The sequence below is a fragment of the Kurthia populi genome (assembly GCF_042686175.1).
GTDB classification, from domain to species: Bacteria; Bacillota; Bacilli; order Bacillales_A; family Planococcaceae; genus Kurthia; species Kurthia populi.
This window is the reverse complement of sequence record NZ_JBHUOR010000033.1, coordinates 15,001-40,226: the sequence shown is the minus strand read 5'-3', so window position 1 is coordinate 40,226 and position 25,226 is coordinate 15,001. Positions and strand designations below refer to the sequence as shown.

Sequence of the window (25,226 nt, the reverse complement as noted above, 5' to 3'; positions counted from 1 at the left end):
AAAAAGAGAGCCGTAGTAACGACTCTCTTTTTGATTATTTACTTAAGTGCAAGCGTTGTTGTTTTTCAATCCATGTGTGTAACACTTTAAATAACACCATGACAACAACTGTTAGGATAACACCTTTTAAAATATTAAATGGTAAAATCCCAATTGCGATTGATTTCACTAAAACAGCACCTGTATCAACAGGCATGTTTAGGAAATAGTTGTACATCGGCATAAATACGAAGTAATTTAGTAAGCTCATGCCTACTGCCATTGTTACTGTTCCTGTCACTAAACCGAATGTTAAACCCTTTCTCGATTTCATACGACGTTGGATGAAGTACACTGGCATGATGAATAATAACGTTGTTACAAAGTTTGCGATATGTCCAACTGGTACACCTGTTGGGCTTCCTTGCATAAACCAATTGATGACATTTTTAAAGAACGCAACGCCAATACCGGCTACGGGTCCTAATGTAACGGTTGCAAGCAATGCTGGCACGTCACTAAAATCAATTTGCAAAAAGGCTGGAAACGGTGGTAGTGGGAATTGGAACAGCATGAGTAATGCTGCGATTGCTGACAGCATCCCAACAGCTGTCATTTTTTGTAATTTCGTGTTTTTCATTTGTCAAAGCACTCCTTTTGTGCGATTCACTTCACAAAAAGGAAAGATGCAGCTTACTTACTTGTAGTTGCCATTTATAAAAGAAAACCCTTATGTGCAGTCGCAACATAAGGGAGAATAAGGCATCGTCAAATAAGCGACTTAATAAGCAAAATTGCTCGTTTAAGTGCTGTACCTTCACCTTCTCCCATCCAGACTATACTGTCGGCTCCAGAGTCTCACTGAATCAGCGTTTTACGGCTCGCGGGCTTTAAACAATACTGTTTATTTACCGCCGGTCGGGAATTACACCCTGCCCCGAAGATGAATCATATTATTATTTTTTACACTTTTATCATACATAACAACTTGGAATTTGTAAAGTGCAACTACTTTAAATTCGAGATAATTTTTTTTAAGACTTAAACTTTCGGGTATACCTTGCGCGAGGTAATTGAATAAACCCGTTTATTTCAATCGGAGAAAATAGTGCCATGCGTGAGGCTATTCACCAAAAATTACGTGCGCATAATGATCACTTTATTGACCGAAGCGCACAGCGTGACTTTACAATTACAATTTGCGACAACGAACAGCTCATTGCCGGGCTTGCGGGCGAGATTTTCGGTCAGTGGATGCTAATTGTTTATTTAATCGTTGATGAATATTACCGCAAAAAAGGATATGGTGAAACGCTTTTAGTAGAAGCGGAAGCGCTGGCACGTCAAAAGAGCTGTCAGTTTATGGCGCTATCGACATTCGACTTTCAAGGACCGCATTATTATACGAAATTCAGCTTTAAGGAAGTGTATGTACGGCGACATTTCCCACAGACTGGCTCTGAGCATTTAAAAAAAATTATAAAAAAACACGGGTAGCGATTTTGTCGCTACTCGTGTTTTTATATTTGCTCTAATGGTAAATAGAATATAAATGTCGTGCCTACATCGACCGTACTTTCAACTAAAATACGACCTTTATGTGCTTCGACAATATTACGTGCAATGGCAAGCCCAAGTCCTGTGCCCGCCTTGCCGCGTGTACGTGCTTTATCCGCCTTATAAAAGCGCTCAAAGACATACGGCAAGTCCTCTTTTGGAATTCCTGCCCCGTCATCTTGCACGCGAATACGCGCAAAGTTCACTTGCTGGTCAACAAGCACCTTCACATGCCCACCATTTGGCGTGTGGCGAATAGCATTATCGATTAAATTCGTCAGCACCTGCTCAATGCGGTCTTGGTCGACAAGTAGCGTCGCCTCATTCGTAAACGTAGATTCAAACGATACATCAATATTTTTTTCACGACCACGCTGCACAAATTTTTGCGTAATACGCTCAAAGGTTGGATTGATTGGGAAAACATCTTCATATAATGTAATATTCCCTGATTCCATACGTGCTAAGTCCAGTAAATCATTTACAAGACGGCCCATGCGCTGTGATTCATCGTAAATAATACGGATGATTTCCTTTTGCTCTTGCTCATCTTGCACGATGTCATCAACGATTGCCTCTGCATAGCCTTGTAACATCGAAATCGGTGTTCGTAGCTCATGCGATACATTGGCAATAAAATCGGAACGCAGTTTTTCAAGGCGATGCTCTTCCGTTTGATCACGAATGACCGCTACCGCGCCGCGTACCTTATTGCTCGCACTATAAAGAGGACTAATTGAAATGATGTAATACACGCTATCAATTTCAAGCTCCTCTTCTAACTGCTCCTCAAGCTCAAGCACATGGTCAAGCATATGATAGATTTCAATTGGTAGTGGCTTTTCACTATCGCTGCCTTTATTTAGGAACCAATCTTGTAGCAATAGCTCCGCTGGTGGATTGCTTAATAACACAGTACGGTCCTTATTAAACGTAATTACCGCATCGGTCATTGACGTCAAAATACTTGAGAGTTGTTCTTTCTCCTGATTAATGACTTCAACATGATGTTTTAGCTGACGACCCATTTGGTTAAAGGCTGTGCCAAGCTGCCCAATCTCATCGTTTTGAAAAACGGGCACCTTCGTATCAAATTTCCCCTTCGCTAAATCAAACGCCGCTTCACGCATTTTTCGTAGCGGACGTGTAATACGCGATGATAGGAAGAACGTAAATAGCGTCGTCAAAACGAGCGCAATCGCTGCTGCTAAGAAAACAATTTTTGTCGTCTGCTCGGTCGTACGGTGAATGGCATCTGGACTTTGATAAATATAAATGACGCCATGCTCAGCCGATGTCGTTTCAATTGGATACGCCATCACAATATACGATTCTTTTTTATTTTTTTCAGTCGACGATGGCAGCATCATTTCTTTAATAACCGGTGTCTTTGATGTAAATGCCTTATTTAACTTCTCCGACTGTGTAATTTCATCTCGAATGGCTTGTCGATTTTCACCAGACTGTAGTGAAATGACGACATCACCTTGTTTTTCAGCAACGAGTGCATTCGTTTCGTCACTAATAATATCCGATAAAATACTTTTTGTTTCTTTTACGGAATAGTGGTGGTCGTCCATAATACGCGCGACGACGGCCGCCTCTTGCTTTAAGTTTTTTTCAGCTTGCTGTGTATGGTAGTTGTTTAGAAATTCAAGCATCAGTACTGTAAAAACAAACAGTACAAATGAAACGAGAAGCAATATGGTTCCCCATAGCTTCCCGACAATACTATTCCAAACGTTAATCTTCATCTACAACCTCAAATTTGTAGCCAACGCCCCATACTGTAACAATCATCTTCGCTGCACTTTCAGATACGCGATTTAATTTCTCACGTAAACGTTTCACATGCGTATCTACTGTACGAAGATCGCCGAAGAAATCATAATGCCATACTTCTTTTAACAGTTGCTCACGATCAAATACCTTGTCCGGCGCTTTCGCTAAGAAGTATAGTAGCTCATACTCTTTCGGTGTTAAGTTTACTTCGGTACCATCTGCTGTCACGCGGTGCGCATCATGGTCGATAGTTAAATGTTTAAAAACGACTAAATCTTTTGATGAAGCCGTTGTTGAAATTGGCGATGTTGTAGCAGAACGGCGTAAAATCGCTTTAATACGTAACACGACTTCACGTGGGCTAAATGGTTTCACAATGTAATCGTCAGCGCCTGTTTCAAAGCCTTCGACACGGTTTGCTTCTTCCCCTTTAGCTGTCAGTAAAACGATTGGCGTTGTTTGTGTTTCGCGGATTGCGGCACACGCCTCTAAGCCATTCATTTCTGGCATCATAATATCTAACACGATGGCATGATAATCACGGGCTGAAGCCATTTCAACAGCTTGCACACCGTTTTCACCTTCGTCCACCTCATATCCTTCTCGTTCTAAATACATTTTCAATAAACGACGGATTCTATCCTCATCGTCCACGACTAAAATTCTAATTTGCTCTTCCAAGCTGATCCCTCCTAGATTGCGTTACTTCTATTGTACAATTACCCTTTCAAAATGAAAAGAAAATCATCTACTCGGCATAGGAATGCAGCCCTGCAATAATTAAGTTAACCGCAATTAAGTTAAACATAATAATCGCAAAGCCTAAAACCGCTAGCCAAGCTGAGCGTTTCCCTTCCCAACCACGCGATAGGCGTACATGTAAAAAGGCGGCATAATAGAGCCACGTAATGAGTGCCCATACTTCTTTCGGGTCCCATCCCCACATACGACTCCAGGCTTCCTGTGCCCAAATCATCGCAAAAATTAATGCGCCGAGTGTAAAGACCGGAAAACCGATTAACACTGAGCGATAACTTATTTCATCAAGTAGGGGTAATGTCGTTTTTTGAACGAACGGCTGCAATACCGCAGCGAGTCGTCTGCGTAAAAGTATGCGTAGCGCACCATATAGAACGGTCCCAGCAAGCAATGACCAAATGACCGTCGTTAATTTTTTCGCATTAATCCATGCTGGTACTTCAACAAGTGGCTCGAATGCGTCTGTTGTTTGTGCGTCGTATTGATGCATGCCAATAAGCGCTGGCGTGTGATACGTAATCGCAGCACTTTCGCCCTCCTTATCAACATATGTATAGCTTGCCTCGTATCCTATCGCATTGAAATAGCTTGTAATCGCCACAAAACCGATGACAACAACGAGCGTATACAAGATAAATTCTAGCCAAAAGCGCTCCATCGAACGTTTGGATACATCCATCACCTTTAGTAAATAAATCAGACCACTAAAGGCGCTAATCGCTAATATGGCTTCACCAATCACGGTCGTTAACACATGAATCGTTAGCCAGTAGCTTTTCAGTGCCGGAATAAGCGGTGCTACCTCGCGCGGAAACATACTCGCATAGGCGATAATAATAATCGCAACCGGTAAGGCAATTAATCCAAGCGATGGCACGCGGTACAACGCATATAAAATTAAAAAGGCCCCGACGACACACATGCCAAAAGCCGTCGTAAATTCAAACATATTACTAACAGGGGCATGCCCTGTATAAAGCCAGCGCGTCACAAAATAGCCAACATTTGCGGTAAAGCCAATGATACTTACAACAATGGCGGCTTTTGAAAAGCGCAAATGAGAACGCTTCTCCTGCTCTTTCTTCCCATGAACAGCACCGCCAAACAACAATGTTGCGACTAAATAACAAATAAACGCTGTGAATAATAATGTACTACTAATACTAAGAAGCATCGTTATCGCCTTCCTTTTCGCGCTTGTCATCAAATGAAGGCAGCGCTAATTTTTCAGTTATATCGGCAAGCTCTTTTTTAAATGCATAACCTGCTTTATTCGCATGAGCTGCGAGTAAATAGGCTTCTGGTGTCTGCTTTATCCAAACGCGACGATGACTCATATAAGAGCCAATGATAACGCCCAGCATAAAGATGATCCCCCCAACAATTAAAACGGGTATGGTTACATCCTTACGTACTTTAAGACCTGTAATATCCCGCGTATCTGCTGATTTAAAGACCATTTTATACGCCGTTTCCCCTAAAGGCTCGCTCGTCTTTTGAATTTGCACAAAGCTCGTTTCACCTTGCTTTGTCTCGGCTGTATACATGTTAAATAAAAAGGCCGGGTTATTGGGGTTTGGCGATTTGGTTTGTGGGGCACCATCTGCATCAAAGCCATCAAAGTCGGGGTAATAGCCCGCAAGTTCGACACGTGCGCCATTTTTTAATGCATAGCGCTGCTGCGGATTGGCTAAATCAATCGTTACGTCACCAAGAGATTTACCTGATTTTTTTTCCGTTAATTGAAAGGTCATCGTTTTTAATTCATCGAGGCGATAATCCATTTGATACAGCGCATAGCCATCAAACTTCGCTGGATGATTGACCTGAATGGATGCCTGCTTTAACTCCTGAAGATTTGCAGTATCACCAGCAAGCGTATCCCATTTATAAATGACCGCCTTCGTTTCGTATTTTTTCGCAACGGAATTCACGGCATTTTCAACACGTTCACCGTCATACGTTTCTAATATAAACGCTTTATTTTCCACGAAATACCCCGCGGCACCTGGTATCGCCGTTGTATCTCCTTCGCGTACCCATAGCTCCTCGTCGACATAAAAGCCTGGTACGAGGCGAAGCATAACACCGCTTAAAAAAATCAGTAGCCCGACATGATTAATATACGGGCCAAAACGTACAAAACGGCCTTTTTCGGCTAATAGCGCGTTATCCTCTAATCGAACGCGGTAGCGCTTCGTTGTTAATACGCGGGCCGCTTCTTCTAGCGTTAGTTGTTCACGTGGTACCTTTAGCGTAAAGCGCTGGCGTTTTAAAAAGTTATCGTGCTTTGTAACACGCTGATTAAACAATGCTTTAAATAATGGCACCCCACGGTCAATACTCGCAATGACAATCGATGCCGCAAGCGCTAACACGAGCGTTTGGAACCACCAGGAATTGTATAAGTCCGCAAAGCCAATCGTATAATAAATCGTCCCAAAGACACCATATGTTTGGGTATAGGCTTCTTTTGGAGATGCAAACGTTGAAGTATCGACAAACAATACTTGCGGCAAAATGGTACCGAGTGACGCCGCAATCAATGTCAACACAATTAACAGCACCCCAAATTTCACATTGGAAAAGAGCGCCCATATTTTATCGATGAGCGTTTTCTTTTTCGTTTTCGAACGAATTACTGCGCCGTCATAGCGCATATCAAGCTCTGTCGTTAAGGGCTTGCCGCAACGCTCACAAAGCTGTGCGCCGTGCGGATTCGTATGCCCACAATCACACTTCATGTCTTCCACCTCTAGTTCGGCTGAATCATCTTCATATTATTTTTAATCTCTTCATCGGTCATTTCACCGGTAATAATTTTAACGATTTTCCCATGTTCATTAATAAGCATCGTCGTTGGAAGCGGGTCGATATTATACGCCCGCAACACACTTTTGGACGTATCAATCGCTACCGGAAACGTCATCCCGTATTGCTTCATAAATGTTTTCACTGCATAGTCTGACTCCGCAACATTAATAGCCAGTAGCTTGACGCCTTTATCTTTAAACGTTTGGTAATGTTTATCAAATGCCGGCATTTCCTTTTTACAGGGCTCACACCACGTACCCCAGAAATTAAGTACAATACCTTGGCCTTTATAATCCGTCAATGTATGCTGCTTTCCATCAACATCTTGTAGTGTAAAATTCGGCGCCGTATCGCCGACTTGTAGTACTGCACGCTCCTCTTTTGTTGCCGCACTATAGACCGTATAAATAATGGCCACCACTAAAATCGCAATGATGCTGCCACGTATCCATGCACGCTTTTTCTTCATCCTCTATCCCTCCCTGAGTATCATAACGTTCAATTATGTACAAAAAATGAAGAAAAGCGGATAAAATCGACATTTCGACTTTATCCGCTCATTTTATTATTTACCGATTTTACCTGTTTGCGCAAGTGCACGAAGTTGTTTTACTTCATGCGGTGTTAATTCACGCCAGTCACCAGCGTTTAAGCCATATGTTGTTAGGAAGCCAAATTGTTCACGTTTTAACTTGCTCACGCGGTAGCCGACTGCCTCGAACATACGACGTACTTGACGGTTACGGCCTTCATGAATTGTTAATGATACGATTGATTTTCCTTTTTTCGCATCTGATGAAATCACGCGTACTTTAGCTGGTGCTGTCTTTCCGTCTTCTAGCATCACACCACGCTCTAATTTACGAATCTCTTCACGTTTAATTAAACCATTGATTGTCGCGATATATGTTTTTTCCACATTGTATTTTGGATGCGTTAACACATTAGCGAATTCGCCATCATTTGTTAAAATAAGCGCGCCAGTCGTATCGAAATCAAGACGTCCTACTGGGAAAATACGTTCATTCACTTGTTTGAATAAATCAACAACTGTATCACGACCACGGTCATCTGTTACAGCTGAGATTGTATTACGTGGTTTATATAATAAGAAGTATACTTTGTCTTCTTGTTCAATTTTCACATTATCAACTTCAACTCGGTCAGTTGGTGTTACTTTCGTGCCTAGCTCGCGGACAACTTTACCGTTGACCTTCACTTGACCATCTAAAATTAATTGTTCTGCTTTACGGCGCGATGCGATACCTGCATGCGCAATTACTTTTTGTAAACGTTCCATTATTAAAAAATCCTCTCAATCGTCTCCCGACGGTATTGTATTGCTTGTACTACTTTACAAGACTTTTCATAAAAAAGCTATTTTGTTTGCGCAAAAGCTTCTTGGAATTTTGACATAAATAAGTCTTGCTCTTCTTCTATATCAAATTCTTCCACTTCAAGCGGTGGTAAATCTTCGATGCGATTTAAGCCAAAATAGTTTAAAAACTCAGTCGTTGTGCCGTATAAAATGGCACGACCTGTCCCTTCTACGCGGCCCACTTCTTGAATTAATAGCTTTTGATTCAATGTATGCAGTGGACGCTCACATTTTACGCCGCGTAAATCTTCAATCTCTACACGTGTAATCGGCTGCTTATACGCCACAATTGCTAATACCTCAAGTGCCGCCTGGGATAGACTCTGTGCCGGTGGGTTTTCCACAAGCTTCTCAATTACCTCTGCGTTCGCCGGTTTTGAAATGAGCTGATACGTACCTGCAAGTTCTTTTAACATAATGCCACGCGCTTCGTCGTGATCATAGCGTGCTTTTAATTCACTTAATGCCTCTTGTAGTTCCGTCGGCTCACTATCTGTTAACTGGGCAAGCTGATGTAATGTCAGCCCGTCCTCACCAATAACGAACAATAAGCTTTCTATTTTACTCATCAATGTTGTCAAATTGTTCATCGTCGATGTCTTCCTCTCGTAATTGAATAAATAATTGCTCAAAGTTTTGTTGTTGCTCTACCGAAACGATTTGACGCTTCATTAATTCTAATAGCGATAAAAACGTCACAACAAGCGTTTCGCGGTCATCTGATGGAAAAAGCTCATGAAATTCTGCGCGCCCCTGCATCGTACGCAATGCATCGATAACGGTACGCATTTGTTGTTTTACGGTTAACCCTTGTTTTGCGACACGCGTTGCGAGTGGTGCACGCATTTTTTTTCGCTTCAGCATTTTTTGGAAGGCTACTACCATATCATAGACATTGACCGATAGCTCAAGCTGTAACTGTTCTTCCTCCATATATTGCGACAAATCAGTTGGCGGACGCGTATACATTTGCACGCGCTCTTGCTCGCGTTCTTTTAACTGGAACGCCGCCTCTTTAAATTTACGGTATTCGACTAAGCGGGCAACTAATTCATCACGTGGATCGACTTCATCGACATCTAACTCAATATCATCAAGCTCTCCTTCATGAATCGGTAGCAGCATTTTACTTTTGATTTCAAGCAATGTTGCGGCCATCACTAAGTATTCGCTCGCCTCATTTAGCTCTAGTACTTGCATCGCTCGTAAATGCTCCATATACTGAGCAGTAATCTGTTTCATTGGTATATCATATATATCAATTTCCAAGCGGTGAATTAAATGTAATAATAAATCCAAAGGACCTTCAAAAGCGTCCAGTTTTACCTCGTAAGACATACACATCATCCTGACAAAAAATAGATTCAATCTAAAGTATAGAGGAAAGGAAGCAAAATGTACAAACGTTCTTTCGTGTTATTTTTAAGTTATTTCAATCGTAATCGTGATTATTTTGAATGTCATGAAGTGTTAGAAGAGCACTGGAAAGAGGTGGCGCCAGGTGTGCGCGATCATGAGCTTGTCGGCTTTATCCAACTGGCCACTGGCATGTATCACTGGCGACGGGGCAATTACCGCGGTGCACAGACGATTCTTGCTAAAGCATCACGTCATCTTCGCCTACATCCGACAAGCAGCTATTACACTGGCATTGATATGGCGACGCTGTTAGCGCAGCTGACACATATCGAACAGCAAGTACAGCAGCAGGCGCCATTTAAGCCCTTTGCAATTTCTATTGTAGATGCGAAATTACAAGCACAAGTTGCCGCAGCGCCACTTCCTGACTTATCGGAAGACTTCATTCGTGATAAGCATAAGCTCCGCAATCGTGACGACGTGATTTTACAGCGCGCTGAGCGTTTAGCTGCGAAGCACCCGCACTAAAAAAAGAGGCCTCCACTAGTCGGAGACCTCTTTTTCTATGTTGTTAAAGATGGGCATTCTCTTTTGCAATTTTTGTCGCAACATTATCATAATAACGCTGAACAATTTGACAAGGAACTAACTCGCCACATGCTTCCTCTGCCGCTACGGCTTCAAGCATTTGGCGCCCAATCCCTTCCCCGCGGTGAGACGGATCAACTGTAATGTGGCGCACAACCCAGTGCTCTGGTTGTTTCTCAACGCCTACTAAGCCGATATAATCTTCCTCGCATTTCCATAAGTAAAGCTGCCAGTCATCTTCGTTTTCATATATACGAATCGTTTGCTGCAATACCTTGAGATTTTTCTCTTCTGGCATGAAAGAAAGTAGCCCCATCGCTATTTTTTCGAATGCTTTTTTATAACGATATAACATGTTTTTATCCCTCTTCTTTTTTCGCCTCAAACTTCACTTTGACTATCCTACACGAAAAAATCGAACGACGCAACATTTTTTCCAAAAATTAGGAAACCACTACCATTTTAATTCAATATCTAATTGAGCCATATCCTCATAGCTTTCACGTTTCACTGCAAGCTGATGGTTGCCATTTTCGACGAACACAACTGCCGGACGTCCTACGCGATTGTAGTTTGAAGCCATTGAATAGCCATAAGCTCCTGTACAGAAAGTCGCCAAAATATCACCTGTTTGTACTTCTGGTAGCTTAATATCTTCAATAATTTTATCGCCCGATTCACATAATTTACCTGCTACTGTGTAATTTGTCGTTAATGCGGCATTCATATTATTCGCAATCGCACCCTCATATTTTGCCTCATAAAGTGCTGGACGAATATTATCACTCATACCACCATCAACCGCGATGTATTCACGTACATCTGGCACCGTTTTATGAGAGCCTACTGTGTAAAGTGTTGTCCCCGCATCACCGACTAGTGAACGGCCGGGCTCAATCCAAATTTCTGGTAGCTCAATACCAAAGGCCTCCGCTTCTTTTTTCACGGCTTTAATCATATCATCCACGTAAACGGCTGGTTCAAGCGGTGCATCTTCTGCTGTATAACGGATACCAAAGCCGCCTCCTAAATTTAATACCGTTGCTTCAAACGCGTATTGTTGCTTCCATTCAGCCATTTTATCCACAACCTTTTTCGCTGCTAAGCTAAATGCTTCTGTTTCAAAAATTTGTGAGCCGATATGACAGTGCATGCCTTTTAATTGTAAATACTCATCTTCGTATAATGCTTTGAATGCTTCATCTGCTTGACCATTTGATAAATCAAAGCCAAATTTCGAATCGGCTTGTCCTGTTGTGATGAAATCGTGTGTATGTGCCTCGACACCTGGTGTCACACGAATTAAAACTGCCATTTTTTGTTGGCGCTCGCGTGTTAATTGTTTTAATAGCTCAATTTCATAAAAGTTATCAATCACGATACAGCCGATTTTTGAATCAAGCGCATACGTTAATTCTTCAACACTTTTATTATTGCCATGGAAATGAATCTTTTCTGTTGGGAAGCCTGCTTTTAGCGCTGTGAATAATTCACCGCCTGATACGACATCGACAGATAAGCCTTCCTGTTGTGCTACTTGGTAAATAGCTACAGCTGAAAAAGCTTTTGATGCATAGGCAACTTGCGCTTTGACGTTTTCTTTTTTAAATGTCTCCACAAAACCTCGTGCACGCTCGCGGAAAAGCGCAATATCGTAAATGAATGCTGGTGTGCCGTATTCTTTTGCTAATTCAACCGTATCGACGCCACCAATCGCTAAATGACCTTCTGATGTTACGGTTTGTGTTCCATATAAATGCATATTCATTCTCCCCTAACCACATTGTTGAAATATTCGTAAAAATTATTATACTCAGAACTTTAACATAAAAAAAGGCGTAATTCTAATTTTTTCGAATTTTTATGTAGAACACTGTATAAATGAAAGAAAATTGGTCGTTTCTTCTATTAGTGCGTATTTTTAAAACGTCCTTTGCTAGCAAGTGAAAAAAATTCACCCTTTCCTTACACATATGCTTCTTTGAAAATCCTTTATCAGAAATACTTGATAAGCTCAGAAAGCGTCTTTTGGCTACGACATAGTTAAAAATAAGTGCCAAACAATGCCGATATGCATAATAAAAAAGCTTGCGCTATTAATTATCTTGCAGAAAGCAGTCAAGCAAAATTTTTATTCACTATTTTTGCGCATATCATTATTATTTTTGCGCTTATAAAAAAGCCTGTTTTCATGCAAAATGGGTTAAAAAAGGTCGTTTCCGATGCTCTACCGGGTTGTTTTAAGCGACGAACTCGTGCAACTAGCTTGCTCTCTGTCATTTATTTTACACGCGCTAAAATGCGCCATTTTATAAGTACAGTAGCGTGATCTTTGTTCAAAAAAAGCCCCAAACAACGTGAAACGGGGTGAAAATCGACCTCTAGCGGATGTTTTTGAGCCGTTTTTGTCAATACTGCGTGCTAAATTATATTAACTATCGCCAGCTTTATCGTATTTATTTGCGTCTACTCGCTATTCAAGCAAATGGTTGCGCAATATGCAGGTCTATCAGCTTAGCGTTGACACATATTCAAAAATATGTCGTATCGAAAAGACGCTTTCTCGGCTTTTGACGAGTTTTAATTTTTCACAACAAAAAAGCATGTTCACTCGTGAACATGCTGAAAAGATTATGCTTCTTGCCACTGCGCTAATACACGTACTGCAAGCTCTGCGAAATAATTAGCCGCAACGCTTAAAGCATCTTCTGTCAAACGGAATGCGGGATGATGCCAGCCATGTGGTCCATCGACGCCCATCCAGACGAAAAAGCCTGGAATCGTTTGCTGATAAAAGGCAAAATCTTCGCCCGCAGGATTTGGAATGGCTTCTACTGCTGCATAGCCAATCGCTTCTGCCGCCTCACGTGCAACTGTTTCAAAGCGCACGGCATTATCTACAACTGGTAAGTACGGAAACCACCGGAAATTCGCTTTCGCACCGTAACTTGCGGCAATGCCTTCTGCAAGCGCGCGCATACGTTTACCCGTTGTTTCACGGTCTACTTCTTGGAATGAGCGTACCGTTCCTTCTAATTCGGCTTTTTCCGGAATGACATTCCACGTATTACCGGCTTGGAATTTTGTGACCGATACAACGGTATTACTAAATGGACTTAGGTTACGGCTCACAATTGATTGGAAGCCAGCAACAATTTGCGAAGCAATGACGATGGGGTCAATGGTGTCATTTGGAATACCCGCATGACCACCAATGCCTACTACATCTAATTCAAAACGGTCCACACTCGCCATTAATGAACCTGATTTTACACCAATCGTACCTACTGGTAATTCCGGTTTATTATGCATACCAAAAATCGCGGCAACATTTTGTAGTACACCTTTTTTCACTACATAATCTGCGCCCTGCGCTACTTCTTCTGCTGGTTGGAAAATAATGCGCACCGTACCTTTTAACTCAGCTACACGCTCTTTTAATAAGAGTGCAGCCCCAAGAATCGATGTCGCGTGAAAATCATGCCCACATGCATGCATGATGCCATCATTTTTTGATGTGAATGTTACGCCAGATTGCTCCGTAATCGGTAATGCATCAATGTCAGCACGTAAGGCGATTAACGGCCCCGCTTGTGCCCCTTTAATTTCTGCAACGACGCCCGTTTCTAAACCAAAATCAATAATGTCAATGCCCGCTTCTGTTAGCCAATTTGTTAAACGCTTTGTCGTTTCGTACTCATGAAATGACAACTCTGGATGCTCATGTAGCTCTCGACGATATGCCACTAATTTTTGTTGTAAATCCATCATTTGTTCCTTCTTTCTATCTTCTTGTGTTTCATCGTATGCTCGAACGACATGCTTGTCAATATTCAAATAATCAAAAAAAGCGCCAGGAACATGTCCTAGCGCTTTTTTGCCGATTACTCGGTAATCACTTCTTCAATTAATGCTGGAATGGCTGGTTTAGTATCGACAATTGAAATATTCGCATAGATTTTTTCGATAACTTCTTGCACATCTTCGCGGTTCGCGTAGATTGTTACAAGTGAGTCGCCCTCTTCTACGGCGTCACCCACTTTTTTGTGTAGCATTAACCCAACAGCTAAATCGATTTCAGATTCTTTTGTTGCACGTCCTGCACCAAGTAGCATCGCCGCTGTCCCGATTTCATCCGCCACAATATGACCGATAAAGCCTGCTTGTTTTGCTGGAACTTCTACTTTGTATTTCGCCTGAGGTAATAGTGATGGATCATCTGCTACTGCAGGATTGCCGCCTTGTGCCTCAACAAATTTCTTAAACACGTCTAGCGCCTTACCGTTTGCAATCACTTCTTTTAGCTGTTCACGTGCTTCTTCCAGCGTTGCGGCATGCCCTGCTACAACAACCATTTGAGAGCCAAGTGTTAAGCATAGCTCTGTTAAGTCCTCTGGGCCATTGCCTTGTAATGTTTCAATCGCCTCTTTTACTTCAAGCGCATTACCGATTGCTGCGCCAAGTGGCTGGTCCATATCTGAAATGATGGCCATTGTTTTACGACCGACTGCATTCCCGATTTTCACCATCGCTTTCGCTAATTTAATCGAGTCTTCCTTCGTTTTCATAAACGCACCGTCACCTGTTTTAACGTCTAACACGATCGCGTCAGACCCAGCAGCGATTTTTTTACTCATAATTGAGCTCGCAATTAACGGAATGCTTGAAACAGTGCCTGTTACGTCACGTAATGCATACAGTTTTTTATCAGCCGGTGTTAAATTCCCTGATTGTCCGATAACAGCTACTTTAATGTCATTTACTTGTTTCACAAACTGCTCTGTCGTCAATTCCACATGGAAGCCTTCAATTGCTTCTAACTTATCGATTGTACCACCTGTATGACCTAGACCACGACCACTCATCTTCGCTACCGGAACACCCGTAGCCGCTACTAATGGGCCAAGTACAAGCGTTGTTGTATCACCCACACCACCTGTCGAGTGCTTATCAACTTTTACGCCATCGATGGCAGACAAATCAATTTGGTCACCTGATTCAACCATTGCCATTGTTAAATCAGCACGTTCGCGGTCCGACATATCTTGGAAGTAAATGGCCATTGCTAAGCTACTCGCTTGATAATCTGGAATTGTACCATTTGTATAACCTTCAATAAAGAAGCGAATTTCTTCTGTTGTTAATTCATGTCCGTCGCGTTTCTTTTCAATAATATCTACCATGCGCATCGTATAATCCCTCATTTCATCAAGTTAAAATCAAGTTAGTTTAAGTCATTTAAGAAACTGTCACCGTACTGTGGTAGCGAGACGTCGAAGTTATCCGCTACCGTTGCGCCAAGTGACGCGAAAGTATTCATTTTAGGTAATGCTTTTCCGCCATTAACGAAGCGTTTTGAATACGCGATTAATGGCACATATTCACGTGTATGATCTGTCCCTGGGAAGGTTGGGTCATTGCCGTGGTCTGCTGTGATTAATAATAAATCATCCTCACCCATTGCCTCTAACACTTCTGGTAAGCGGCGGTCAAACTCTTGTAATGCCTCTCCGTAACCAAGTGGATCGCGGCGGTGACCGAAGTTCGCATCAAAATCGACTAAGTTTAGGAATGATAAGCCATGGAAGTCACGTTTTACGACATCCACTAATTTATCCATACCGTCCGTGTTGTCTTTTGTACGAATGGCTTCTGTGACACCTTCGCCATTGTAAATATCTGAAATTTTACCAAGTGCGATAACGTCTAAATTGGCATCTTTCAGCTCATTCATTACGGTACGACCAAATGGTTTTAATGCATAATCATGACGATTAGACGTACGTGTAAAGCTTCCTGGCTCACCAACGAATGGGCGTGCAATGACACGACCTACTAAAAATTCTGGTTTTTGTGTGAGCTCACGTGCGATTTCACAAATTTTATATAATTCATCTAACGGCACAATATCTTCATGTGCGGCAATTTGCATAACAGGGTCAGCAGATGTATAAACGATTAAGGCACCTGTTTCCATATGCTCCTTCCCGTAATCCTCGATAACCGCTGTACCTGAGTACGGTAAGTTACATAAGATTTTTCGTCCTGTACGCGCTTCCAATTCATCTAATAATTCTTTCGGGAAGCCTTCTGGGTATACTTTAAATGGTTTGTCGATGTTTAGGCCCATGATTTCCCAGTGACCTGTCATCGTATCTTTTCCTACAGATGCTTCTTGCATATAGCCAAAATAAGCCTCTGGTTTGTCAACGCTTGTCATCCCTTGTAAATCTTCGCGGCCCACTAAGCTACGAATATTCGTATAACCTAAACGTTCCATATTTGGCATATGAAGCCCTTTCATTTCTTCCGCGATGTGCCCTAGTGTATCAGCACCTACATCATTAAAGTTTGCTGCGTCTGGAGCTTCGCCGATTCCGACAGAGTCCATAACGATTAAGTGAATACGTTTAAATGGTTTCATTAGAAAAACCCTCCTATCAATTACTTACATTCTAACAAATTTTCATGAAAAATAAACGTCAGACCTCTGACATTCTAAAAAAAATTACGCACGTGGATGGAACGTCTTATAAACCTCTCGTAGACGTGTTTTACTAATATGTGTATAAATCTGCGTCGTTGAAATATCCGCGTGACCTAACAACTCCTGAACAGCACGTAAATCTGCGCCATTTTCAATCAAATGGGTCGCAAAGGAATGGCGGAAAATATGCGGTGTCATCTTCTCAATCCCCACTTTTGATGCGTATCCCTTCAATAGCTTCCAAACACCCTGTCTCGTTAACCTTTTCCCTCGTTGGTTTAAAAATAACGCCTCCGTGCGATTCTCTGGCTTTTCAAGCACAAAGCGCCCCTGGTTTAAGTACGTCTCGCAAGCCGCAATGGCTGATCGACCTAGTGGCACAATGCGCTCCTTTCCACCTTTACCGAAAACGCGCACAAAGCCCATCGTCAAATGCAGGTCCTCACAGTTTAAATCAATACACTCTGAAATCCTCATTCCTGTCGCATACAACAGCTCTAGCATTGCACGGTCGCGTATATTTGCAGGTGGCTTCGCATTTGCAGTCGCATTAATAAGGGCATCTACTTGTTCAATCGTGAGCACTTCAGGCAGCTTCTGCTCAAGCTTCGGGAGCTCAATATGAACGGTTGGGTCATTGGCGCAGCGTTTTTCACGTAATAAAAACTGATGAAATGACCGAATGGCAGAAATATGACGCGAAACAGTACGCGCGGTATTCCCTGCTTCACGCAACTGTTGTAAATGAAGTAAAATATGTACCCGTTCAATATCATCGAAATGCTTTATGTTTTGCACTTCAAAAAGATGCGTAACATAGCTCATTAGATCACGCTCATATGACGTGAGCGTATTGGCCGCAAGCTGTCGCTCCACACGTAAAAAGTGCAAATAATCCGCTACGGCATCTGTTTGTTGTTCCATCTAATCCCTCCAATAAAAAAAGGACAGCATCTGCTATCCTTCCTCTAAGCTATAAACGTATCATGCTGTCCTATCTACTAGCTTATTCAATAGGAAGTTTTATTGTTCATCTTCGTTTGCATGACGTTCATTACAACGCCAGCAAATACCATGAAATGTTAAGCGGTGGTCCTTAACTGTGAAATTCCAGCGTTTTTCAACGACTGCTTCAACATCGTCAAGCAAGTCTTCTTGAATTTCATCAACGGCGCCACATTCGATACAAACAAGGTGGTGATGGAAGTGAGCTGCGCCTTCTTGACGAAGATCATAACGAGAAACTCCGTCACCGAAGTTAATTTTATCGACAATTTTTAGCTCTGTTAAAAGCTCTAATGTACGATATACTGTCGCTAGCCCAATTTCCGGTGCTTTTTCTTTTACGAGTAAATAAACATCCTCAGCGCTGAGGTGGTCTTCTTCGTTTTCTAAAAGCACGCGTACCGTTGCTTCACGTTGCGGCGTCAGTTTATAGCTCGCACCATGTAGTTGTTTTTTAATACGATCAATACGGCTTTCCATATGACGCCCCCCTAAACTGTTCCTATTATACCAAACTCTAAATTATATTTTCAATATGATATAAGTTATTTAAATTAGAATGATTACTAAATTAGAATAATTATAAAATGATTTTCAATTAGTAACTGCTACATGGACTATATTAGCGAAATATCATAAAAAATCAACTATTTTCACTTAAATCGGGAGTTTCTACATAAGAATCATTCTATTTCCTTTGTTGATTGTATAGCCACATGACCGCAATAATCGTTTTCGCATCACAAATCGCACCTTGTGCCATGAGGTTTTGTGCTTCTTCTAATGTAATCGCTGACATTTCAACAAATTCATCGTCATCTAATGCCGCAGGGTTGTCGAGTTTGAAAATATCGCGTGCGACAAAAATGTGCACGACCTCGTCACAAAAGCCTGGTGATGTCACAACCTCTTGTAAATACGTTACGTTTTGCGTGCCGTAGCCTGTTTCTTCCTCAAGCTCGCGTAGCGCACAAACCGTTAAATCCTCACCCGGCTCGATTTTACCTGCTGGAATTTCGACGATTGAGCGATTTAATGCTTTACGGTATTGTTCGACAACAATTAATTTGCCATCCGCTGTAATCGGGATAATCCCAACCGCACCAGGATGTTTGACGATTTCGCGCTTCGCTTGTTCCCCGTCTGGTAATGTTACAGTATCTACTTGTACTTGAATAACGCGGCCACTAAAAATCGGTTCTGTTGCAATCGTTTTTTCTTCAAATTTCATGCTCTTTTTTCTCCTATCATTTTCCTTTTACTGCTATTCATTGTACCATGTTTTAAAAGGAGGCGTTTAGTATGCGCACACGAAAATTAGGACAAAGTGAGCTACATATTTCAGAGTTAGGTTTTGGGTGTATGTCGCTGCCATTAGAACGAGCGGAGGCTCAAAAAATAATTGATGTGGCGGTCGATAGCGGCATCAATTATTTCGACACAGCCGACCTCTATAATAAGGGGGAAAATGAACGCATCGTCGGGGACGCGTTAAAAACAAAACGCGCGGATATTTATATTGCCTCAAAAGTTGGCAATGTGTGGAATGCAGATGGAGATGGCTGGCACTGGGATGCGTCGAAGGAGCATATTATTAGTGGCTTAAAGGATAGTTTGACACGTCTACAAACCGATTATCTAGACTTTTACCAGCTTCATGGCGGTACACTCGATGATTCCTTTGAAGAAGTAACAGATGCATTTGAGACGCTAAAAAAAGAAGGGCTGATTCGCGCTTACGGCATTTCATCGATTCGTCCAAATGTGTTAAAAACGTTTTTACCAATGAGTGCGGCGGATGGGGTTATGATGCAGTATAGCGCCCTCGACCGTCGCCCAGAGGAATGGTTTGATTTCATTACAAAGCAAGGTGCTTCTGTCGTGTCACGTGGTACGGTCGCAAAAGGCTTATTAACGAATGAGTGGGCGAAGCGCTTGCAAAAGCATGATGGCTATTTATCGTATTCACAGCAGCAATTAACGGATACACTTGGCCATATCGCTGATGCGTATCCTGACGTCCTATCAGCAGCAATTGGCTACAATTTAGCGCACCCGGCTGTTGCAAGCACGATTGTTGGCGCCTCTAACGTGGCACAACTAACACAAAATATCGATGCGTATCACCGTCTGCCAGCTGATTTTGATTATGCCGCACTAGCAGGTTTAACAAAAAAAGAACTGTATACGACACATCGCGACTAATATGAAAGGATAGCGGTTCGTCACAAAAAAGGTATTACTTTTTTGGACTGCGCTAAAGAGCTGACACAATATAAAAAGTAAAAAACACTTTCAAGGATATACATCTTTGAAGGTGTTTTTTTTAATGGGCAAAACCGATAATCGAACCTTATAAAAGAGTGGAATGAATATATATGCTTAGTACGGTTTAATACATAGCATCAAAAAAGAGCAAAGAAAAGGCGTTATCATGCGCATACCCCGAACGGCACGCCTACTGATAACGCCATCATTGAGCTATTCTTTCTTAAAAGGCTTTTAAGAATCCAAAATGAGTTTTAATACTTTATTTTTTTGAATTGGTATCGCCAAAGCCGTACTCATCTAATAGTTCAGAAAAGGACATGTTTTTCTCACGTTGCTTTTTCTCTTTTATCGCTTGTTCTTTCGCTGCTTGTTTGGCGGCTTGCTCTTTTTGCTCTAATTCTTTTTTAGCATTTTTTAACTGCGCAAGTAAATCGCCACCAAGTTGATCAGCTAATGTTACTTTATCATCTTGTTGTTTTTTTGCGCCACCCTGTGCTTGACGCTGTTGTTTTTTTGCCATGAAAAATTCCTCCTATAAAAAACAGCTACCTAAACGGCTCAATATTGAGTTATCAGGTAGCTAGTCAAACAATTATTTTTTATTTTTTTTACCAAGTTGTTGGTCAGTTGCTTTATTCATTTGAGACATTACTTGACGTACTTGTTTTTCAGATGGTTTACGACCCATTTGCGTCATCATCATACGAAGCATATCTTCATTGATTGGTGGATTTTCTTTAAGGTATTTCATCATATATTGACGAGCCATAAAGAAACCGCCGACAGCACCCACGATAAGGGCTACAATGATAAGAACGATAGCTAATGCTGTATTCACGTAGTTTCCTCCTCTTTTGCATAAAACGAGATAAATCTCTCCGAAAGTCATTATACAATAAAAACTTTATCGTTACTAGCGTTTGCGGAATTTCATCCTTCGTTCACAATTAAAAAAAGACGAAGACGGCCTTTTCGCCCATCTTCGTCTTCCTTTTCTATTAAAGTGCTTTTACTTTAGAGACAACGTTTTCAACTGTGAATCCGTACTCTTCAATCACTTTTTCACCAGGAGCAGAAGCACCGAATGTATCGATAGCAAGTACATCGCCTTCGAAGCCAACATATTTATGCCAACCGAATGATGCCGCCATTTCGATTGCTAAACGTTTTGTTACTGCTTTTGGTAATACCGCTTCTTTATAAGCTGCATCTTGTGCATCAAAGCGAGCCATATCAGGCATTGAGACAACTTGTGCGTCAATTCCTTCTGCAGCTAATGCTTGTTGTGCCTCAACAGCTAAACCTACTTCAGAACCTGTTGCGATAAGAATCGCATCTGCTACGTCTTTTTTCGCTGGCGATACAACGTATGCACCTTTTGCAACGCCTTCGTAAACCGTTTCTTTATCTGCATCAAGAACTGGTAAGTTTTGACGAGAAAGCACTAATGCCGTTGGGGTTGTTTCTGATTCTAACGCAAGTTTCCACGCTGCTGCTGATTCCGTTGCATCTGCAGGACGGATAACAGAAAGGTTTGGCATTGCGCGTAATGCTGCTAAGTGTTCGATTGGTTCGTGTGTTGGACCATCTTCACCGACAGCGATTGAGTCATGTGTGAATACATATGTTACAGGTAAGCCCATAAGTGCTGATAAACGAATTGCTGGACGTACATAATCAGAGAATACGAAGAATGTACCGCCAAATACGTTTAAGCCACCGTGAAGTGCCATCCCGTTAAGTGCTGCACCCATTGCGAATTCACGTACACCAAACCAGATATTACGGCCTTCTGGTGTTTGTGCTGAGAAATCGCCAGCGCCTTTGATTGTTGTTTTATTTGAGCCTGCAAGGTCAGCAGAACCACCGAAGAATGATGGTACAGCTTTTGCGATAGCATTGATTACTTCACCTGAAGATGAACGTGTCGCTACTGATTTACCAGCTTCGTATACAGGGAAATCTGCATCGAAGTTTTCTGGTAATTTACCAGCGATGGCATTTTCAAATTGCGTCGCAAGTTCTGGGAATTCCGCTTTATAACCTGCAAGTAATTCATTCCATTTTGCTTCTACTTGTGCGCCATTTACTTCAGCTGCTTCGTTGAATGTTGTATATACTTCTTCTGGTACGAAGAAATCTTCGCCATCCCAGCCGTAAGCTGCTTTTGTTAATTTTACTTCGTCCGTGCCTAGTGGTGCACCATGAGAATCTGATTTACCAGATTTGTTTGGAGAACCAAAGCCAATAACTGTTTTGATTTCAATTAAAGTTGGTTGGCCTTTATGTGATTTTGCTTGTTCGATTGCAGTATTGATTGCTTCAACATCTGTACCGTCTTCTACTGAAATGTAGTTCCAGCCATAAGATTTGAAACGATCTGCTGTTTTGTCAGAGAATGATTTATTTAAATCACCATCTAAAGAGATGTCATTTGAATCGTATAAAACGATCAGTTTTTCTAAGTTTAAGTGACCAGCAAGTGACGCTGCTTCTGCAGAAACACCTTCCATTAAATCACCATCGCCACAAAGTGCGAATGTATAGTGATCGACAACATTGTAGTTTGGTTTGTTGTATGTTGCAGCTAAATGTACCTCAGCCATTGCCATACCAACGGCCATTGAGATCCCTTGACCTAATGGACCTGTTGTTGCTTCTACGCCTGCTGTGTGGCGGTATTCTGGGTGACCTGGTGTTTTAGAACCCCATTGGCGGAAGCTTTTGATTTCTTCCATTTCAAGGCCGTAGCCACCTAAGTGAAGAAGGCTGTAAAGTAACATTGAACCATGACCTGCTGATAAAACGAAACGGTCGCGGTTGAACCAAGTTGGGTTTTTAGGGTTATGGTGCATTTGTTTTGTCCAAAGCGTGTAAGCCATTGGTGCTGCACCCATTGGTAAACCTGGGTGACCTGAGTTTGCTTTTTCAATCGCATCGATTGATAAAGTACGAATCGTATTAATTGCTAACTGATCTGCTTGTTGCGTCATTGTAATATAGACATCCTTTCTAAAATAAGCAAAATATTGTACTACCTACAGTCTAGTCAAAATTGGTAAAGAATACAATGATTTTTCAATCAATTGTAAGCGCTATGAAAAAATATTCCAATTTTCAAAATATTACATCACTCAATTTTTTTCTAACTAGGAATTAAAAAACAGCAGACGTCTGACAACGGCTGCTGAATTCATTAGTTAAGACGATTTAATTTTGATTTGATTTCTTGTACTTGTTTTAATTTGTCCGGTGTGACGTCATTCCCTTCTGGGTCCATGACACGAACATTTTCAATTGTACGACGCATATTGCCGCGGAAAGCTTGCAAGTATTCTTGACGAAGTGCTGATTGTTCTTTTGCTTCTTCCTGTGTTAGTGTACCTGCTTTTTTCTTTTTCGCTAATGCATTGATGCGGTTAATTTTTGCTTGTGGTAACATATTTTTTCTTCCCTTCATATACTACTACTACAAAGGTATGAAAAAATTGGTCTAAACGCAAGCATTTCGCCTTTATTTATTTGTTGCGACTTCGATTTGCTCTATGTTGTGGTGGCCATTTGGCACATTTAACTCATCGCCGACATATAGACGGTCCTCGTAAATGGCATTTTCACGCTTCACTGATAAAATCCAATCTTCTCGGTCCATATCGCCTTTATAACGCTCCGCTAATGTCCACAGCGTATCGCCATCTTCGACTTGAATTATGCCAAAATCTGTTGTATCGAAAAGTCCATGTATTGTTAGAAGCATACTCCATACTACAATCGCTGATATACCGGCTGTTGCACCATTTTTCTTCATCCACTTTATCACGAAAATCACCCTTTCGAATATACGTTCGGAATATGTGTTCTTATTTTAAAACGAACAAACATTCGTGTCAACTATTTTTTTCGAACTTATGTTTGCATTGTTTGTTCGCATTTGTTATACTCGGAGTACGATAGGTATAGACTAGGTGAGGTGAAAAAAATGAAAAAAGTTTCAAAGAGACAAGAAGACATTTTAGCTTTTATTAAAGAAGAGGTCCGCACAAAAGGGTATCCACCTTCTGTACGTGAAATCGGTGAGGCTGTTGGACTAGCATCTAGTTCAACTGTGCATGGGCATTTAGCTCGTTTAGAAAGTAAAGGATTAATTCGTCGTGACCCAACAAAGCCACGTGCTATTGAGGTATTAGATACAGCGGATGAAGCCGTTAAGAAAAAAGACGTACTCCATGTGCCACTTGTAGGAAAAGTAACGGCTGGTATGCCGATAACTGCAATTGAAAATATTGAGGAGTACTTCCCTATTCCATCGTCTTACGCGACATCAGATGACCATATTTTCATGCTTGAGATTATGGGCGATTCGATGATCGAGGCTGGCATATTAAATGGTGACTATGTTATCGTCAAACAACAATCATCTGCAAATAACGGTGAAATTGTTGTCGCGATGACAGAAGAAAATGAAGCAACAGTAAAACGCTTCTATAAAGAAGAGCACCACTTCCGCTTACAACCTGAAAACGCCACAATGGAGCCAATCATCGTTGAAAAGGTTTCTGTTTTAGGTAAAGTAGTTGGCTTATATCGTACAGTGATGTAACAATCATTTATGATTTCGTCATAAGGAGGAGATTGACATGTCAGTCTCTTCTTTTTTCTTTCGCAAAAAAAGAGGCTAGAATGTCTCCGCCTCTCCCACTCTATGTAGCAGCTAACTTCATCGCAATCATGGCTACGATTAATTGCTCCTCATCACTTACTTCTTCTAATGCGGTTAATCGAATCACATGCGTCACCTCTATCATCATTTTCACACAATTATCCATCACAAACTCAAAGACTTGTTGTCCTCTGCGGACTTCATACGTCGTCCCGCGAATCGATGCACAATAACCCTCTCGTATGGTTGTCGTATCTAGGATGGTGCCATATGTCGGTAACACGAGCTCATAACCTTTCGCTACTGCCATAAAATGTGGCTGAAAAGTTCCGATGAGCTGTTGTTTAGCCGTCATCACTTCATAAATAGCATGATACGTTCGCTGTCCCTTCATTAAAAACGGATGCTCCTGCTTCAATCGAACCTCCCCAATTTCTTCATTCCCCAAAAACACTTTCACTACCGGCGCTGCCGTTAAACATGTCGTCAATTCAATGCTTCCTCTCACACGATTATTTCTACCTTCTATTATTATATGCTTGTCGCTAACATGCTAGTTAAATACGTCTCCTGCTTATTAAATTATG

The 25,226-nt window shown here is 41.6% G+C and carries 28 protein-coding genes and 1 riboswitch; of the genes, 5 read left to right on the top strand and 23 right to left on the bottom strand.

From position 1 onward, the window contains the following. Positions 1 to 34: 34 nt before the first annotated feature. Positions 35 to 619 carry an ECF transporter S component gene (locus tag ACFSY7_RS06100; RefSeq protein WP_020189576.1) on the bottom strand — a complete coding sequence of 195 codons (585 nt, stop codon included), beginning with the start codon at positions 617 to 619 and terminating at the stop codon, positions 35 to 37. A gap of 175 nt (positions 620 to 794) precedes the next feature. Further along, positions 795 to 928, bottom strand: a riboswitch (FMN riboswitch). Between the two features lie 164 nt (positions 929 to 1,092). On the opposite strand from ACFSY7_RS06100, the gene ACFSY7_RS06095 reads away from it, so the two are divergent. Next, positions 1,093 to 1,476: a GNAT family N-acetyltransferase gene (locus ACFSY7_RS06095; RefSeq protein WP_380147223.1), complete on the top strand. Its 384-nt coding sequence runs from the start codon at positions 1,093 to 1,095 to the stop codon at positions 1,474 to 1,476. Positions 1,477 to 1,499: 23 nt separating this feature from the next. On the opposite strand, the gene ACFSY7_RS06090 is transcribed toward ACFSY7_RS06095, so the two are convergent. The 8 genes from ACFSY7_RS06090 to ACFSY7_RS06055 all read right to left on the bottom strand — a co-directional run bounded on the left by ACFSY7_RS06090 (position 1,500) and on the right by ACFSY7_RS06055 (position 9,607). Beyond that, a complete protein-coding gene (locus tag ACFSY7_RS06090) occupies positions 1,500 to 3,290 on the bottom strand; it encodes an ATP-binding protein (protein ID WP_380147222.1) in 1,791 nt (596 codons plus the stop codon). Then, the gene (locus ACFSY7_RS06085; RefSeq protein ID WP_020189574.1) at positions 3,280 to 3,999 is read right to left on the bottom strand and encodes a response regulator transcription factor; all 720 of its coding nucleotides are present in this window, start codon (positions 3,997 to 3,999) and stop codon (positions 3,280 to 3,282) included. Before ACFSY7_RS06085 ends, ACFSY7_RS06090 begins: the two co-directional genes overlap by 11 nt. Positions 4,000 to 4,066: 67 nt before the next feature. Continuing rightward, entirely contained in the window at positions 4,067 to 5,251 is a 1,185-nt protein-coding gene (gene ccsB / locus ACFSY7_RS06080) for a c-type cytochrome biogenesis protein CcsB (RefSeq protein WP_380147221.1), read from the bottom strand. Then, positions 5,241 to 6,821, bottom strand: a complete 1,581-nt coding sequence (gene resB, locus ACFSY7_RS06075) for a cytochrome c biogenesis protein ResB (RefSeq protein ID WP_380147220.1) — start codon at positions 6,819 to 6,821, stop codon at positions 5,241 to 5,243. Before resB ends, ccsB begins: the two co-directional genes overlap by 11 nt. Before the next feature lie 11 nt (positions 6,822 to 6,832). Further along, positions 6,833 to 7,360: a thiol-disulfide oxidoreductase ResA gene (resA, locus tag ACFSY7_RS06070; protein WP_380147219.1), complete on the bottom strand. Its 528-nt coding sequence runs from the start codon at positions 7,358 to 7,360 to the stop codon at positions 6,833 to 6,835. Positions 7,361 to 7,456: 96 nt separating this feature from the next. Beyond that, positions 7,457 to 8,191: a pseudouridine synthase gene (locus tag ACFSY7_RS06065; RefSeq protein ID WP_020189570.1), complete on the bottom strand. Its 735-nt coding sequence runs from the start codon at positions 8,189 to 8,191 to the stop codon at positions 7,457 to 7,459. Between the two features lie 77 nt (positions 8,192 to 8,268). Continuing rightward, a complete protein-coding gene (gene scpB, locus ACFSY7_RS06060) occupies positions 8,269 to 8,859 on the bottom strand; it encodes an SMC-Scp complex subunit ScpB (RefSeq protein WP_020189569.1) in 591 nt (196 codons plus the stop codon). Beyond that, a complete protein-coding gene (locus tag ACFSY7_RS06055; protein ID WP_380147218.1) occupies positions 8,831 to 9,607 on the bottom strand; it encodes a segregation/condensation protein A in 777 nt (258 codons plus the stop codon). Before ACFSY7_RS06055 ends, scpB begins: the two co-directional genes overlap by 29 nt. Positions 9,608 to 9,664: 57 nt before the next feature. Between ACFSY7_RS06055 and ACFSY7_RS06050 the strand changes: the two genes are divergently transcribed. Beyond that, entirely contained in the window at positions 9,665 to 10,156 is a 492-nt protein-coding gene (locus ACFSY7_RS06050) for a DUF309 domain-containing protein (RefSeq protein WP_126990690.1), read from the top strand. Positions 10,157 to 10,199: 43 nt separating this feature from the next. On the opposite strand, the gene ACFSY7_RS06045 is transcribed toward ACFSY7_RS06050, so the two are convergent. Then, the gene (locus ACFSY7_RS06045) at positions 10,200 to 10,571 is read right to left on the bottom strand and encodes a GNAT family N-acetyltransferase (RefSeq protein WP_020189566.1); all 372 of its coding nucleotides are present in this window, start codon (positions 10,569 to 10,571) and stop codon (positions 10,200 to 10,202) included. 99 nt (positions 10,572 to 10,670) lie between these two features. Continuing rightward, positions 10,671 to 11,978, bottom strand: coding sequence for a diaminopimelate decarboxylase (gene lysA, locus ACFSY7_RS06040; RefSeq protein WP_380147217.1), 1,308 nt, complete (start codon positions 11,976 to 11,978; stop codon positions 10,671 to 10,673). A gap of 291 nt (positions 11,979 to 12,269) precedes the next feature. On the opposite strand from lysA, the gene ACFSY7_RS06035 reads away from it, so the two are divergent. Continuing rightward, a complete protein-coding gene (locus ACFSY7_RS06035) occupies positions 12,270 to 12,545 on the top strand; it encodes a hypothetical protein (protein WP_380147216.1) in 276 nt (91 codons plus the stop codon). 302 nt (positions 12,546 to 12,847) lie between these two features. Here ACFSY7_RS06035 and ACFSY7_RS06030 read toward each other — a convergent pair whose 3' ends face one another. From ACFSY7_RS06030 to ACFSY7_RS06005, 6 genes are all read right to left on the bottom strand, one after another. Beyond that, positions 12,848 to 13,987 carry an amidohydrolase gene (locus tag ACFSY7_RS06030; RefSeq protein ID WP_380147215.1) on the bottom strand — a complete coding sequence of 380 codons (1,140 nt, stop codon included), beginning with the start codon at positions 13,985 to 13,987 and terminating at the stop codon, positions 12,848 to 12,850. 113 nt (positions 13,988 to 14,100) lie between these two features. After that, the gene (locus ACFSY7_RS06025) at positions 14,101 to 15,405 is read right to left on the bottom strand and encodes a pyrimidine-nucleoside phosphorylase (RefSeq protein ID WP_380147214.1); all 1,305 of its coding nucleotides are present in this window, start codon (positions 15,403 to 15,405) and stop codon (positions 14,101 to 14,103) included. Positions 15,406 to 15,440: 35 nt separating this feature from the next. After that, positions 15,441 to 16,640 (bottom strand): phosphopentomutase, encoded by a 1,200-nt coding sequence (gene deoB, locus ACFSY7_RS06020; protein WP_020189561.1) that lies wholly within the window; start codon positions 16,638 to 16,640, stop codon positions 15,441 to 15,443. 84 nt (positions 16,641 to 16,724) lie between these two features. Then, positions 16,725 to 17,627, bottom strand: coding sequence for a site-specific tyrosine recombinase XerD (xerD, locus tag ACFSY7_RS06015; RefSeq protein ID WP_020189560.1), 903 nt, complete (start codon positions 17,625 to 17,627; stop codon positions 16,725 to 16,727). Positions 17,628 to 17,726: 99 nt separating this feature from the next. After that, positions 17,727 to 18,188, bottom strand: a complete 462-nt coding sequence (gene fur, locus ACFSY7_RS06010; protein WP_020189559.1) for a ferric iron uptake transcriptional regulator — start codon at positions 18,186 to 18,188, stop codon at positions 17,727 to 17,729. Between the two features lie 208 nt (positions 18,189 to 18,396). Then, on the bottom strand, positions 18,397 to 18,939 hold the full coding sequence (locus ACFSY7_RS06005; RefSeq protein ID WP_380147213.1) for an NUDIX domain-containing protein: 543 nt from the start codon (positions 18,937 to 18,939) through the stop codon (positions 18,397 to 18,399). A 71-nt stretch (positions 18,940 to 19,010) separates the two neighbouring features. Between ACFSY7_RS06005 and ACFSY7_RS06000 the strand changes: the two genes are divergently transcribed. Further along, positions 19,011 to 19,913 (top strand): aldo/keto reductase, encoded by a 903-nt coding sequence (locus ACFSY7_RS06000; RefSeq protein ID WP_020189557.1) that lies wholly within the window; start codon positions 19,011 to 19,013, stop codon positions 19,911 to 19,913. Positions 19,914 to 20,238: 325 nt separating this feature from the next. On the opposite strand, the gene ACFSY7_RS05995 is transcribed toward ACFSY7_RS06000, so the two are convergent. The 5 genes from ACFSY7_RS05995 to yneA all read right to left on the bottom strand — a co-directional run bounded on the left by ACFSY7_RS05995 (position 20,239) and on the right by yneA (position 23,799). Continuing rightward, the gene (locus ACFSY7_RS05995) at positions 20,239 to 20,499 is read right to left on the bottom strand and encodes a YqkE family protein (RefSeq protein ID WP_126990696.1); all 261 of its coding nucleotides are present in this window, start codon (positions 20,497 to 20,499) and stop codon (positions 20,239 to 20,241) included. A 72-nt stretch (positions 20,500 to 20,571) separates the two neighbouring features. After that, a complete protein-coding gene (locus ACFSY7_RS05990; RefSeq protein WP_126990697.1) occupies positions 20,572 to 20,817 on the bottom strand; it encodes a YneF family protein in 246 nt (81 codons plus the stop codon). Between the two features lie 160 nt (positions 20,818 to 20,977). Further along, entirely contained in the window at positions 20,978 to 22,972 is a 1,995-nt protein-coding gene (gene tkt, locus ACFSY7_RS05985) for a transketolase (protein ID WP_380147211.1), read from the bottom strand. Between the two features lie 203 nt (positions 22,973 to 23,175). Next, positions 23,176 to 23,421: a DUF896 domain-containing protein gene (locus ACFSY7_RS05980; RefSeq protein WP_020189553.1), complete on the bottom strand. Its 246-nt coding sequence runs from the start codon at positions 23,419 to 23,421 to the stop codon at positions 23,176 to 23,178. A gap of 72 nt (positions 23,422 to 23,493) precedes the next feature. Continuing rightward, on the bottom strand, positions 23,494 to 23,799 hold the full coding sequence (gene yneA / locus ACFSY7_RS05975) for a cell division suppressor protein YneA (protein WP_126990699.1): 306 nt from the start codon (positions 23,797 to 23,799) through the stop codon (positions 23,494 to 23,496). Between the two features lie 159 nt (positions 23,800 to 23,958). On the opposite strand from yneA, the gene lexA reads away from it, so the two are divergent. Beyond that, positions 23,959 to 24,579, top strand: coding sequence for a transcriptional repressor LexA (lexA, locus tag ACFSY7_RS05970; RefSeq protein WP_020189551.1), 621 nt, complete (start codon positions 23,959 to 23,961; stop codon positions 24,577 to 24,579). A gap of 100 nt (positions 24,580 to 24,679) precedes the next feature. Here the strand turns inward: lexA and ACFSY7_RS05965 are convergent, their stop codons facing one another. Then, positions 24,680 to 25,129, bottom strand: a complete 450-nt coding sequence (locus ACFSY7_RS05965) for a hypothetical protein (protein WP_380147209.1) — start codon at positions 25,127 to 25,129, stop codon at positions 24,680 to 24,682. Positions 25,130 to 25,226 lie beyond the last annotated feature (97 nt).

Excerpts from the sequence above, each read along its gene's own strand:
- ACFSY7_RS05980 (WP_020189553.1), bottom strand. The coding sequence starts at position 23,421 with ATGTTACCACAAGCAAAAATTAACCGCATCAATGCATTAGCGAAAAAG.
- resA (WP_380147219.1), bottom strand. The coding sequence starts at position 7,360 with ATGAAGAAAAAGCGTGCATGGATACGTGGCAGCATCATTGCGATTTTA.
- ACFSY7_RS06025 (WP_380147214.1), bottom strand. The coding sequence starts at position 15,405 with ATGCGCATGGTAGATATTATTGAAAAGAAACGCGACGGACATGAATTA.
- ACFSY7_RS06030 (WP_380147215.1), bottom strand. The coding sequence starts at position 13,987 with ATGATGGATTTACAACAAAAATTAGTGGCATATCGTCGAGAGCTACAT.
- tkt (WP_380147211.1), bottom strand. The coding sequence starts at position 22,972 with ATGACGCAACAAGCAGATCAGTTAGCAATTAATACGATTCGTACTTTA.
- resB (WP_380147220.1), bottom strand. The coding sequence starts at position 6,821 with ATGAAGTGTGATTGTGGGCATACGAATCCGCACGGCGCACAGCTTTGT.
- scpB (WP_020189569.1), bottom strand. The coding sequence starts at position 8,859 with ATGAACAATTTGACAACATTGATGAGTAAAATAGAAAGCTTATTGTTC.
- ACFSY7_RS06045 (WP_020189566.1), bottom strand. The coding sequence starts at position 10,571 with ATGTTATATCGTTATAAAAAAGCATTCGAAAAAATAGCGATGGGGCTA.
- ACFSY7_RS06090 (WP_380147222.1), bottom strand. The coding sequence starts at position 3,290 with ATGAAGATTAACGTTTGGAATAGTATTGTCGGGAAGCTATGGGGAACC.
- deoB (WP_020189561.1), bottom strand. The coding sequence starts at position 16,640 with ATGAAACCATTTAAACGTATTCACTTAATCGTTATGGACTCTGTCGGA.
- ACFSY7_RS06065 (WP_020189570.1), bottom strand. The coding sequence starts at position 8,191 with ATGGAACGTTTACAAAAAGTAATTGCGCATGCAGGTATCGCATCGCGC.
- ACFSY7_RS06005 (WP_380147213.1), bottom strand. The coding sequence starts at position 18,939 with ATGAAATTTGAAGAAAAAACGATTGCAACAGAACCGATTTTTAGTGGC.
- ACFSY7_RS06100 (WP_020189576.1), bottom strand. The coding sequence starts at position 619 with ATGAAAAACACGAAATTACAAAAAATGACAGCTGTTGGGATGCTGTCA.
- ACFSY7_RS05995 (WP_126990696.1), bottom strand. The coding sequence starts at position 20,499 with ATGGCAAAAAAACAACAGCGTCAAGCACAGGGTGGCGCAAAAAAACAA.
- ACFSY7_RS06055 (WP_380147218.1), bottom strand. The coding sequence starts at position 9,607 with ATGTCTTACGAGGTAAAACTGGACGCTTTTGAAGGTCCTTTGGATTTA.
- fur (WP_020189559.1), bottom strand. The coding sequence starts at position 18,188 with ATGGAAAGCCGTATTGATCGTATTAAAAAACAACTACATGGTGCGAGC.
- ACFSY7_RS06000 (WP_020189557.1), top strand. The coding sequence starts at position 19,011 with ATGCGCACACGAAAATTAGGACAAAGTGAGCTACATATTTCAGAGTTA.
- lexA (WP_020189551.1), top strand. The coding sequence starts at position 23,959 with ATGAAAAAAGTTTCAAAGAGACAAGAAGACATTTTAGCTTTTATTAAA.
- ACFSY7_RS06095 (WP_380147223.1), top strand. The coding sequence starts at position 1,093 with ATGCGTGAGGCTATTCACCAAAAATTACGTGCGCATAATGATCACTTT.
- ACFSY7_RS06050 (WP_126990690.1), top strand. The coding sequence starts at position 9,665 with ATGTACAAACGTTCTTTCGTGTTATTTTTAAGTTATTTCAATCGTAAT.
- lysA (WP_380147217.1), bottom strand. The coding sequence starts at position 11,978 with ATGCATTTATATGGAACACAAACCGTAACATCAGAAGGTCATTTAGCG.
- xerD (WP_020189560.1), bottom strand. The coding sequence starts at position 17,627 with ATGGAACAACAAACAGATGCCGTAGCGGATTATTTGCACTTTTTACGT.
- ccsB (WP_380147221.1), bottom strand. The coding sequence starts at position 5,251 with ATGCTTCTTAGTATTAGTAGTACATTATTATTCACAGCGTTTATTTGT.